Origin of the sequence: Paenirhizobium cremeum (assembly GCF_047553425.1) — a bacterium.
Taxonomy (GTDB): domain Bacteria; phylum Pseudomonadota; class Alphaproteobacteria; order Rhizobiales; family Rhizobiaceae; genus Allorhizobium; species Allorhizobium cremeum.
Genome location: NZ_CP180217.1, coordinates 1,260,056 through 1,272,195, shown reverse-complemented (window position 1 = coordinate 1,272,195; position 12,140 = coordinate 1,260,056). Strand labels below are relative to the sequence as shown.

Here is a 12,140-nt window from a genome sequence, read left to right as displayed (position 1 = left end):
ATCAGGAAAGCCGGAAATCCACCGGTCGTTACAGGGGAAAGCAGAGTGTGGGCATGGCGAACTCGCACCCTCCTTCCCGTTACGGGAGCATGGAAAGAATGAAGTCCGCCCGTTGCCTGACATCCATTCTCGGCACCTCGACCAGATCGTAGCCGAAGCGACGGTAGGCATTCTCCAGATGGTGAAATGCCTCAATGGCGGCGGTGAGATCGTGGCGCCGCTCGGCATCGTTCCTGTAGATCTCCGGCCATGGCGGCAGCAGAAAGACCGGGCGACGGTAGCGCAGGCTTTCCACTGCCCGGAGGTATGTCGGGGGAACGGCATGCCCAGCCTGTTCCAACCCGGCAATCTGATCGACGATCCCGCGATCGAAGAAGGTTCGCCCTCCCCTGCGGCTCGCTTCCGTCATGAAATTGATCGAACGCGAGACGGTCAGTTCGACAAAGAGGGAAAGGTTCGTCCATGGCAGCGCGTCACCGTCGATGAAAAGCTGTTCGCGGACCACCTGTCGCCCCGGTTCCTCGCATGTGGCAAAGCCGCGCCGCGACAATTCTTCGAGCAATGTCGACTTGCCCCCGCCGGAGCAGCCGGAGATCATGACGAGATCGTCGCGGCGGGCAGCAATGTTTTCAAGGCGATATTCGCCTTCGTTCAGAACATGATTCATGAATGTCTCCTTCGCCGGCACGGCAACAGGCGATTGCGATCGGATCATCGGGGGAAAAGGCGCGCGACGGGGGCCGGACACGGCGCATACGCATCGACACCGGGGAGACTACCCCCGGCTTACCATGGACTCAAGATCAGAACGCTCAGTTGGCCTGGAAGGCGATCAGGTCGCTGCCGGGTAGAGAAGATCGAGGACGTAGCGCGCGTCGAAACGGGCATCGAGCACGCCGTAGGTATGACGCCAGCCGCCCGCGAGCCGTGATTCGAGGAAGGCGTCGGCGATCTTGCCGGCGCCCAGCCGGTAGAGTTCGGCCGCCGAAGCAACCAGCGCCATCTGTTCGATCAGCAGGCGTGCCGCCCCTTCGTCGCGTTCGGCAAGAGCGGTCGCCGCGCGCAGGACTTCGACGGTCTTCTTGCCGGAGGGGCCGAGATCCCGCTCGAAGCCCGCAAAGAGCGTGTCGATCAGATCCTTGCCACGCTCGAGAACGCGCAGGACGTCCAGCGCCATGACATTGCCCGAGCCTTCCCAGAGCGCCGCCGCCGGTGCCTCCCGATAATGACGGGCGATCGGCCGTTCCTCAATGTATCCGCTGCCGCCGATGCATTCCATCGCCTCGTAGATCAGCGCCGGCGCGATCTTGCAGATCCAGTATTTCACCACCGGCGTCATGACGCGGGCATAAGCCGCGTCAACAGGGTTTTCCCGGGCGCGGTCGAAGGTGTCGGCAAGCTTGAAGGCAAGCGTCGTAGCGGCGGCGACGTCAAGAGCCATATCGGCCAGCACGCGCGTCATGATCGGCTGATCGATCAGTTTCTTGCCAAAGGCCGAACGCCCCCGGACATGATGCACGGCTTCCGCCATCGAGGCGCGCATGATGCCGGCCGAGGCCAGTGCGCAGTCGAGCCGGGTCAGCGTCACCATGTCGAGAATGGTGCGGATACCATCGCCCGGCGTGCCAAGCAGATAGCCGAACGCATCCGAGAACTCGACTTCCGCCGTTGCATTCGAACGGTTGCCGATCTTGTCCTTCAGTCGCTGGAATTCGAGCCCGTTGGAGGAACCGTCCTCCAGCAGACGCGGCACGAGGAAGCACCCCATGCCATCCTTGGTCTGGCCCAGCATGACGAAGCCGTCGCTCATCGGCGCGGACATGAACCACTTGTGACCGGAAAGGCGATAGATCCCCTCGCCCACCCGTTCGCCGGAAGTAGATATCGCCCGCACATCGGTGCCGGCCTGCTTTTCCGTCATGCCGATGCCGAGCGTCACGGCCGTCTTCTGCAACGGTGGCTTGTTCGACGAATCATACTTCCGTGACAGGATCTTCGGTGCCCATTCCTTTTGTATATGCGGCGCGGCCACGAGAGCGGCAACCGATGCGCTGGTGGTCGTCAACGCTCCGAGATGGCCGGTTTCGAGCTGGGCGGTGAGAAAGAAGCGGGTGGCGCGGGCCTTGTGTTCGTGGCCGCGGGCATCCGGCAGGTTTTCCCAGACGGAGGAATGCAGGCCGACGGACATGGAGCGCCGCATCAGCGCATGCCAGGCGGGGTGGAACTCGACCACGTCGAGCCGCTCGCCGCGCACGCCATGGGTGCGCAGCACCGGCGGGCTCTGGTTTGCCATGCGGGCGAGTTCCTGCGCCTCATGCGAGGTCACATATTTGCCGATGACGTCATATTCCTCGCGAAGGCTGCGCGGCAAACCGGCCGTCAGATCGACGAGCAGCGGATCGGAACGATAGGCATTCACACCGGACCAGGGCTTCGGCTGGTTCAGGGCAGCGAGTTTTTCTTCAGTCCGGTTCATTGGGGTCATGCCGATCTTCTAGCGGAAAAGCGCTCGTTTAACATGGGGAGGGCTTCACTATCCACATAGCATATGCTTGCCCCCTGGCCCGGCAATCTTTATAGACCGCGTGACATCTCAGGAGGACGTCCATGGTCTTCTTTCCCCACCGCCATCTTCTTGGCATCAAGGGCCTTACCGAACAGGATATAACCTATCTGCTCGACAAGGCCGACGAAGCCGTCAAAATCAGCCGCCAGCGCGAGAAAAAGACTTCCACGCTCCGCGGCCTTACCCAGATCAATCTCTTCTTCGAAGCCTCTACCCGGACGCAGTCCTCGTTCGAGCTGGCAGGAAAACGCCTCGGCGCCGACGTGATGAACATGTCGGTCGGCAATTCCTCCGTCAAAAAGGGCGAGACCCTGATCGATACGGCGATGACGCTCAACGCCATGCGGCCGGATGTTCTGGTGGTCAGGCATTCCTCGGGCGGCGCTGCAGCGCTCCTTGCCCAGAAGGTCGCCTGCTCGGTGGTGAACGCCGGTGACGGACAGCACGAGCATCCGACGCAGGCGCTGCTCGACGCGCTGACCATCCGGCGCGCCAAGGGCAAGCTCTCCCGCATCATCGTTGCCATCTGCGGCGACGTGCTGCATTCGCGGGTCGCGCGCTCCAACATTCTGCTGCTGAACGCCATGGGCGCCAGGGTTAGGGTCGTCGCTCCTGCAACCCTGCTGCCCACCGGGATCGCCGACATGGGGGTCGAGGTCTATCACGACATGAAAGAAGGCCTGAAGGACGCAGACGTCGTGATGATGCTGCGCCTGCAGCGCGAACGCATGTCCGGCGCCTTCGTGCCTTCGGTGCGCGAATACTTCCATTTCTACGGCCTCGACGCCGAGAAACTTAAGGCGGCGAAGGAAGATGCGCTGGTCATGCATCCCGGCCCCATGAACCGCGGGGTCGAGATCGCCTCGGAAGTCGCGGATGGCCCCCAGAGCGTGATCGAACAACAGGTCGAAATGGGCGTCGCCGTCCGCATGGCCGTCATGGAAGCGCTGCTCGTTTCCCAGAACCAGGGTCCGCGCACGGAAGGAATGGGCGCATGAGCAGGCCTCTCGTCTTGAAGAATGTCCGGATCGTCGATCCTTCGCGCGATCTCGACGAAACCGGCACGATCATCGTCGATGCAGACGGCCGCATCGCGGCAGCGAGCAACGACGCGCAGAACCAGGGCATCCCCACCGGTGCGGACGTCCGCGACTGCGCCGGCCTCACCGCCATTCCGGGTCTTGTCGACGCCCGCGTCTTCGTCGGAGAGCCGGGCTCGGAACACCGCGAAACCATCGCATCGGCCAGCCGCGCGGCCGCCGCCGGCGGCGTCACCTCCTTCATCATGATGCCCGAGACCGATCCCGTGATCGACGACATCGCGCTGGTGGAATTCGTCCGCAAGACCGCTCGCGACAAGGCCGTCGTCAACGTCTATCCGGCAGCGGCCCTGACCAAGGGGCTCACCAGCAACGAGATGACGGAGATGGGCCTTTTGCGGGAAGCCGGCGCCGTCGTCTTCACCAATGGCCGCCACGGCCTGTACGATACGCAGGTGCTGCGCCGAGCCATGACCTATTCGCGGGAGTTCGGCGCCATCATCGCGCTCGAAACGCGGGAGAAATATCTCGCGGCGAACGGCGTGATGAACGAAGGACTTCTGGCGAGCTGGCTCGGACTGTCGGGCGTGCCGAAGGAAACCGAGATCATTCCGCTGGAACGCGATCTCAGGATCGCCGGCCTGAGCCGGGCGAATTACCATGCGGCGCAGATCTCCGTGCCGGAATCGGTCGAGGCCATCGAGGCGGCCCGCAAGCGCGGCGCGAACGTCACCTGCGCAGTCTCCATCAATCATCTGACACTCAACGAAAACGACATCGGCGAATACCGCACCTTCTTCAAGCTCTATCCGCCGCTTCGTTCCGAGGATGACCGGATGGGCATGGTTCAGGCACTGGCCGAAGGCAAGATCGACATTATCGTCTCGTCGCATGATCCGCAGGGTGTCGATACCAAGCGTCTGCCCTTCGGGGAGGCGGAAGATGGCGCCATCGGGCTCGAGACCATGCTGTCTGCGGCACTGCGCCTCCATCACAATGGCCAGGTTCCGCTGATGCGGTTGATCGACGCCATGTCGACCCGTCCCGCTCAGATTTTCGGGCTCGACGCGGGTACGCTGAAGCCCGGCGCCAATGCCGACATCGCCCTCGTCGATCTCGATGAGCCGTGGCTGGTGGCGAAGGACCTGCTCCTGTCGCGCTCCAAGAACACGCCGTTCGAGGACGCCCGTTTCTCGGGCCGGGCGGTTGCGACCTATGTCGCCGGCAAGTGCGTGCATTCGCTCTAACGATGTAAGCGAAGGGGGAGAAAAATCGTGCCCGAAGTGAACTATCTCGCCATCGGCTGGCCGGCGCTCATCGCCGTGCTCAGCCTCGGCTATCTCTTAGGCTCCATTCCCTTCGGCCTTGTGCTGACGCGCATGGCCGGCCTCGGCGACCTGCGCTCGATCGGCTCGGGCAATATTGGCGCGACCAATGTGCTCAGAACCGGCAACAAGAAACTTGCCGCCGCGACGCTCCTGCTCGACGCACTGAAGGCGACGGCCGCCGCCGTGATCGCGCAGGCCGTGTTCGGCCAGAATGCCGGGTTGCTGGCAGGCTTCGCCGCCTTCATCGGCCATCTCTTCCCGGTCTGGCTCGGCTTCAAGGGCGGCAAGGGTGTCGCAACCTATATCGGCACCCTGCTCGGGGTCGCGCCGCTGATGGTCGTGGTGTTCGCCATCGTCTGGCTGTCGATCGCCTATCTCTCCCGCTACTCTTCACTATCCGCTCTGGTTGCAACCCTTGTCATTCCGGTTGTCCTGTGGATACTAGGCGCACATGAAGCTTCTCTCGTCACCTCGGCCATGACCGTCATCACCTACTGGCGGCACAAACCGAATATCGAGCGGCTGATCGCCGGGACGGAAAGCAAGATCGGGCAGAAGGGATGACTGCATGCCGGCAGGCGGCGCAAGACGAAAAGGGATTGCGCTCACCGACCGGCAAAGGATCGCCTGGCTTCGGCTGATTCGCAGCGACAATGTCGGCCCGGCCACCTTCCGCGACCTCATCAATCATTTCGGTTCGGCGGAAACCGCCATCGAAGCCCTGCCGGAACTCTCCCGACGCGGGGGATCGACCCGCGCGATCCGGATCGCCTCCGAAAGCGAAGCTCTCAGGGAACTCGAGACTGCGGCACGTTTCGGCGCCCGCTTTCTCGGCATCGGCGAACCCGACTATCCTCCCGCATTGCGGCAGATCGACGGGGCGCCTCCTCTGCTGGCCGTTAAAGGCGATCTTGCGACGGCGACACTGCCGAGCGTCGGTATCGTCGGCTCACGCAATGCCTCGATCAGCGGTGCTAAATTTGCAGCCATGATGGCCCGTGAGATCGGGCGTACCGGATATTCCATCATATCCGGCCTGGCCCGCGGCATAGATACGGCCGCCCATCGCGCCAGTCTCGATACCGGAACGATTGCCGCCATGGCCGGCGGCCTCGACCAGCCCTACCCTCCCGAAAACCTCGATCTCTTCCGGGAAATCTGCGACGGCCGAGGTCTTGCGATTTCGGAAATGCCCTTCGGCTGGGAGGCCCGGGCGCGGGACTTTCCCCGTCGCAACCGGCTGATTGCCGGTGTCTCGCTCGGCGTTGTCGTGATCGAGGCCGCCGCCCGGTCGGGCTCGTTGATTACGGCGAGGCTCGCCGGCGAGTTCGGCCGGCTGGTCTTTGCCGTCCCCGGCTCGCCGCTCGACCCGCGCTGCGAGGGCACCAACGGTTTGCTGAAGGATGGTGCCACGGTGACGACCCGCGCCGGGGATGTCCTGGAAGCGCTCGCTCCGATTTCGGCGATCGACCTCTTCTCCCAACCGGAAGCAAACGAACCGGACGGCGGAGAACATGAGCGACCGATGACGCCGCCGCCCAGCGAAACCGACCGGACACGGATCATAGATGCGCTCGGGCCGACACCGGTGGAGGTGGACGACATCATCCGCCACACGGGATTGCCCGCGCAGTCCGTTTATCTGGTGCTTCTCGAACTCGACATCGCCGGGCGCCTACACCGGCATGCCGGTGGCCTTGTTTCCATTTCCATGATGGATTGACAGCGAACGGCGGCCGGCCTGCACGTCGCCCGCCTCGACATAAGCCATTTCGATGAGATAGCAGAGCATTTCCGCGCCCTCGCTCTCGGCGACCGAGCGCAACTCACCGAGCATCTGCCTGATATAGGCTATGTTCTCCCGCGTGTCCGCGCGGCCCGCACCGTTTATTTTCGAAACCATTCCATAGCTCGCAATTTGTGTCCGGAGCCGACCGAACACCCCCTCAAAACATCTGCGGAAAACGATAGCCCATTTATCCTAAATTGCAATCACAAGTTAATCTCCAATAGGTTGTATTGCGTTGCATACTGCAGAAAATGTCCGTTACCCCTTGACCGCGACCGAATCCCTGTCCATTTCGGGGAACCGGTTTCGGGACGGGTTCCCGAAGCCAGGCTGCAAGAACGCCGCCGGATTGGAAGCACTGATCGAGGTGCAGAGAAAAACAATGAATGTCGTAGTCGTAGAATCTCCCGCCAAGGCCAAGACGATCAACAAGTATCTCGGCTCCGGATACAAGGTGCTGGCCTCGTTCGGCCACGTGCGCGACTTGCCGGCGAAGGACGGTTCCGTTCGACCCGAGGAAGATTTCGAAATGCTCTGGGAGGTAGACAGCGCCTCACAGAAACGCATGAAGGACATTGCCGACGCGGTCAAATCGTCCGACGGCCTCATTCTTGCAACCGACCCGGATCGCGAGGGAGAAGCGATCTCCTGGCATGTGCTCGACCTGCTGAAGAAGAAACGGGTTCTGGGCGACAAGCCGGTGAAGCGCGTCGTCTTCAACGCGATCACCAAGAAGGCCGTTCTCGACGCGATGGCGCATCCTCGTGACATCGACATACCCTTGGTCGATGCCTATCTCGCCCGCCGCGCCCTCGACTATCTCGTCGGCTTCAACCTGTCCCCTGTTTTGTGGCGCAAACTGCCCGGCGCCCGATCCGCAGGCCGCGTCCAGTCGGTGGCGCTTCGCCTCGTCTGCGACCGCGAAAACGAGATCGAGCTCTTCGTCGCGGAAGAGTACTGGAACATTTCGGCGCTCCTGAAAACGCCCCGCGGCGACGAGTTCGAAGCGAAGCTCGTTTCCGCCGACGGCAAGCGCATCCAGCGCAACTCCATTACCAACGGCACAGATGCCGGCCGGATCAAGGAGATGCTGGAGGGCGCTCGCTACGCCGTCGACAGCGTCGAGGCCAAGCCGGTCAAGCGCAATCCCGGCCCGCCCTTTACCACGTCGACCCTGCAGCAGGCAGCATCGTCGAAGCTCGGTTTCTCCGCTTCGCGCACCATGCAGGTCGCCCAGAAGCTCTATGAAGGCATAGACATCGGCGGGGAGACGGTGGGTCTCATCACCTACATGCGTACGGATGGCGTGCAGATGGCGCCCGAAGCCATCGATGCCGCCCGCGCCGCCGTCGCCGAACAGTTCGGCGCGCGTTACATACCGGACAAGCCTCGCTTCTATTCCACCAAGGCGAAGAACGCACAGGAAGCCCACGAAGCCATCCGTCCGACCGATTTCAACCGGTCGCCCGATCAGGTGCGCCGCTTCCTCGACGCCGACCAGCTGAAGCTCTACGATCTCATCTGGAAGCGCGGCATCGCCAGCCAGATGGCATCGGCGGAGATCGAGCGGACCACGGTCGAGATCCTTGCTACCCGCGACGGCGAGAAGGCCGGCCTTCGCGCCGTCGGCTCTGTCATCCGTTTCGACGGCTTCATCGCGGCCTATGTGGACCAGCGGGAAGACGGCGAAGGCGGAGACGACGACGAGGACGGCCGCCTGCCCGAGATCAACGCCCGCGAGGCGCTGGCCAAGCAGAAGGTCAACGCCAGCCAGCACTTCACCGAACCGCCGCCGCGCTATTCGGAAGCCTCGCTCATCAAGAAGATGGAAGAGCTCGGCATCGGCCGCCCTTCGACCTATGCGGCGACGCTCGCCACGTTGCGCGACCGCGACTATGTGACGATCGACAAGCGCAAGCTCATTCCGCAGGCCAAGGGCCGGCTGGTGACGGCTTTCCTCGAAAGCTTCTTCACCAAGTATGTGGAATACGATTTCACCGCCGATCTCGAGGAAAAACTCGACAAGATTTCCGCCGGCGAACTCGACTGGAAACAGGTGCTGCGCGACTTCTGGCAGGATTTCTTCGCCCAGATCGAGGACACCAAGGAACTGCGCGTCACCAATGTGCTCGATGCGCTGAACGAGGCCCTGGCGCCGCTCGTCTTCCCGAAGCGCGAGGACGGTTCCGATCCGCGCATATGCCAGGTCTGCGGCACCGGCCAGTTGTCGCTGAAGCTCGGCAAGTACGGCGCCTTCGTCGGCTGCTCGAACTATCCGGAGTGCAACTATACCCGTCAGCTTTCCTCCGAAAACGGCGGGGAGGCCGAGGCCGCGGGCGCGAACGAACCGAAGGCGCTCGGCAAGGACCCCGTTACGGACGAAGAAATCACGCTTCGGAGCGGCCGTTTCGGACCTTATGTCCAGCGTGGCGACGGGAAGGATGCGAAGCGCTCGTCGCTGCCCAAGGGCTGGACGCCGGCGACCGTCGATTTCGAGAAGGCGCTGGCGCTCTTGTCCCTGCCCCGCGACGTCGGAGCGCATCCGGAAACCGGCAAGATGATTTCGGCCGGTCTCGGCCGCTACGGACCCTTCGTGCTGCATGACGGCACCTACGCCAATCTGGAAAGCATCGAGGACGTTCTGTCGATCGGCCTCAACCGCGCCGTCACCGTTCTCGCCGAAAAGCAGAGCAAGGGGGCCGGCGCCCGCGGGCGGGGCACACCTGCCGCGCTCAAAGAAATCGGCGAACATCCGGATGGCGGTGCAATTACTGTTCGCGATGGCCGCTATGGTCCCTATATTAACTGGGGCAAGGTCAACGCCACGCTGCCGAAGGGCAAGGACCCACAGTCCGTGACGATGGAAGAGGCGCTTGCGCTGATTGCCGAGCGGGCCGCCAAGGACGGCGGCAAGCCGGCCAAGGCCAAGAAGGCTCCCGCCAAGGCAGCGAAGGCCAAGGCTGCGGATGCCGACGAGGCCGCGCCCAAGAAGAAATCCGCCGCCAAGCCCAAGGCGAAGGCGGCACCGAAGACGAAGAAGAGCTGAAATTGAAAAGACCACCGCGCGATCCCGACACTGACACCGCTCCCCGCAACCGGCGGGAGCGGCGCGCGGAGAAGGCAGCCGGCGTGGCCAAGAACGGCAAGCAACCCATCATCCATGGGGCCGTGCCGCCGCGTGAAGTGTTGCTGGAATTCATCGCCGACAATCCCGACCGCGCTTCCAAGCGCGAGATCGCCAAGGCGTTCGGCCTGAAGGGAGAGGCGCGCGTCGAGCTCAAGGACCTGCTGCGCGCAATGGAAGACGACGGCCTTCTGCAGAAAAGCCGCAAGTCGCTAGCCCGTCCCGGAGCGCTGCCGCCCGTCACCGTTCTCGACATCACCACGCGCGACAAGGACGGCGAGCTGATCGGTCGCCCGGCTGAATGGAACGAAGAACTGGGCGTCGCGCCGGCCGTCGCCATTCGCCAGTCGAGCACCGACCGCGCCAAGGGCAAGGCGCCGGTCGGCGGCCTCGGAGACCGGGTGCTCGCCAAGATATTCCCGTCAAAGGATCGGGCAGGTCCCGCCTACACGGCCCGGATCATCAAGGTCCTCGACAAGCACCGCAACGCCCTGCTCGGCGTCTATCGCGAGATGCCGGGCACGAACGGCGGACGGCTTATGCCGATCGACCGGCGCGGCGAGGAACTGCAGATCGACGGGGCCGATCTCGGCGACGCCAAGGATGGCGACCTCGTCGAAGTGGAAGTCCTGCGTTCCGGCCGTTTCGGCCTGACCCGCGCCCGCGTGCTCTCGGTGATCGGTTCGGTCGCCACTGAAAAGGCGATTTCGATGATCGCCATACATGCGCACGGCATTCCATATATCCTCCCGCAATCGGTCATTGCCGAAGCCGAGGCTGCCAACCCCGCGACCATGTCGCATCGCGAGGACTGGCGCGACCTGCCGCTGATTACCATCGACCCGGCGGACGCCAAGGACCACGACGACGCGGTCTATGCGGAGCCTGACCCCTCGCCCGACAATCCGGACGGCGTGATCGTCACGGTCGCGATCGCCGACGTTTCCTGGTACGTACGGCCGAAATCGGCGCTCGACCGGGAGGCGCTGAAGCGCGGCAACTCGGTCTACTTCCCTGATCGGGTCGTACCGATGCTGCCGGAGCGGATTTCCAACGATCTCTGCTCGCTGCGCGAAGGCGTCGACCGGCCGGCGCTTGCCGTCCGCATGGTGTTCTCGAAGGAAGGACGCAAAGCGGGGCATACCTTCCACCGGATCATGATGAAGAGCGCCGCCAAGCTGTCCTACCAGCAGGCGCAGGCTGCCATCGACGGCAAGCCCGACGACAAGACGGGACCGCTGCTGGAACCGATCCTCAAGCCGCTGTGGCACGCCTACGCGATCCTGAAGCGTGGGCGCGATCGCCGCCAGCCGCTGGAACTCGACATGCCGGAACGCAAGATCATCCTTAAGGAAGACGGCACCGTCGACCGGGTGCATGTGCCGGACAGACTCGATGCCCACAAGCTGATCGAGGAGATGATGATCCAGGCGAACGTCGCCGCCGCCGAGACGCTGGAGAAAAAACGTCAGCCGCTGGTCTACCGCGTCCACGACGCGCCGGCGCTCTCCAAGCAGGAGGCGCTGCGCGAGTTTCTCGGCACGATCGGCTTGTCGCTCGCCAAGGGCAACCTGCGCTCCAACTCGTTCAACGGCATCCTTGCGAGAGCGCTCGACACGCCGCACCAGACGATGGTCAACGAGATGGTGCTGCGCTCCCAGAGCCAGGCGATCTACAGCCCGGAAAATATCGGCCATTTCGGCCTGAACCTGATGAAATACGCCCATTTCACCTCGCCGATCCGTCGCTACGCCGACCTGATCGTGCATCGGGCGCTGGTAGGGTCGCTCGGCCTCGGCGAAGGCGGCATCACACCCGAAGAAGAGGCAGCTCTCGACGATATCGCGGCGGAGATTTCGACCTTCGAACGGCGTGCGATGGCGGCCGAGCGGGACACCATCAACCGCCTGATCGCCCATCATCTCGCCGGCCGGATCGGCGACGAGTTCGCAGGCCAGGTCTCGGGCGTCACCAAGGCCGGTCTTTTCATCGCCCTGCCGCAGTTCGGTGCGGACGGTTTCATTCCCGTCTCGACGCTCGGGCGTGACTACTACATCTACGACGAAGCGCATCAGGCGCTTTCCGGCGAGAGGACGGGCCTCGGCTACCGCCTCGGAGATGCCGTCGAGGTAAGGCTGGTGGAGGCCATTCCTCTGGCCGGCGCCCTGCGCTTTGAAATGCTGAGCGAAGGCCGGCCCATGCCCGTTGCGGTCCGCTCCTTCCATAAATCGACGCGGCGCGCCGCCGCGAGGAAGCCCGGTACACGGCCCAACCGGCCACGGAGGTAATAAAT

9 protein-coding genes are annotated in these 12,140 nt (G+C 63.4%); 6 read left to right on the top strand and 3 right to left on the bottom strand.

The window, feature by feature from the left end; genetic code table 11:
- Positions 1–79 precede the first annotated feature (79 nt).
- The gene (locus ACLBKR_RS06285; protein WP_113448706.1) at positions 80–667 is read right to left on the bottom strand and encodes an AAA family ATPase; all 588 of its coding nucleotides are present in this window, start codon (positions 665–667) and stop codon (positions 80–82) included.
- 165 nt (positions 668–832) lie between these two features.
- Positions 833–2,485 (bottom strand): acyl-CoA dehydrogenase family protein, encoded by a 1,653-nt coding sequence (locus tag ACLBKR_RS06280; RefSeq protein ID WP_113486778.1) that lies wholly within the window; start codon positions 2,483–2,485, stop codon positions 833–835.
- A 122-nt stretch (positions 2,486–2,607) separates the two neighbouring features.
- Here ACLBKR_RS06280 and ACLBKR_RS06275 point away from each other — a divergent pair, with 122 nt between their 5' ends.
- From ACLBKR_RS06275 to dprA, 4 genes are read left to right on the top strand one after another with little or no spacing between them, the layout of a single operon-like run.
- Positions 2,608–3,564 (top strand): aspartate carbamoyltransferase catalytic subunit, encoded by a 957-nt coding sequence (locus ACLBKR_RS06275; protein ID WP_112828896.1) that lies wholly within the window; start codon positions 2,608–2,610, stop codon positions 3,562–3,564.
- Entirely contained in the window at positions 3,561–4,853 is a 1,293-nt protein-coding gene (locus ACLBKR_RS06270) for a dihydroorotase (protein ID WP_113450868.1), read from the top strand. The genes ACLBKR_RS06275 and ACLBKR_RS06270 overlap by 4 nt, the downstream gene beginning before the upstream one ends.
- A 27-nt stretch (positions 4,854–4,880) precedes the next feature.
- A complete protein-coding gene (gene plsY / locus ACLBKR_RS06265; protein ID WP_113425970.1) occupies positions 4,881–5,498 on the top strand; it encodes a glycerol-3-phosphate 1-O-acyltransferase PlsY in 618 nt (205 codons plus the stop codon).
- Between the two features lie 4 nt (positions 5,499–5,502).
- Positions 5,503–6,657 (top strand): DNA-processing protein DprA, encoded by a 1,155-nt coding sequence (gene dprA / locus ACLBKR_RS06260; RefSeq protein WP_112828899.1) that lies wholly within the window; start codon positions 5,503–5,505, stop codon positions 6,655–6,657.
- Here dprA and ACLBKR_RS06255 read toward each other — a convergent pair.
- Complete coding sequence (locus tag ACLBKR_RS06255; protein ID WP_112828900.1) at positions 6,610–6,837, bottom strand: hypothetical protein; 228 nt, start codon at positions 6,835–6,837, stop codon at positions 6,610–6,612. The genes dprA and ACLBKR_RS06255 overlap by 48 nt on opposite strands.
- A gap of 268 nt (positions 6,838–7,105) precedes the next feature.
- Here ACLBKR_RS06255 and topA point away from each other — a divergent pair, with 268 nt between their 5' ends.
- Both topA and rnr read left to right on the top strand, forming a co-directional pair.
- A complete protein-coding gene (gene topA, locus ACLBKR_RS06250; RefSeq protein WP_414901019.1) occupies positions 7,106–9,769 on the top strand; it encodes a type I DNA topoisomerase in 2,664 nt (887 codons plus the stop codon).
- Positions 9,770–9,852: 83 nt separating this feature from the next.
- Positions 9,853–12,135, top strand: coding sequence for a ribonuclease R (gene rnr, locus ACLBKR_RS06245; protein ID WP_414901744.1), 2,283 nt, complete (start codon positions 9,853–9,855; stop codon positions 12,133–12,135).
- The last annotated feature ends 5 nt before the right edge of the window (positions 12,136–12,140 follow it).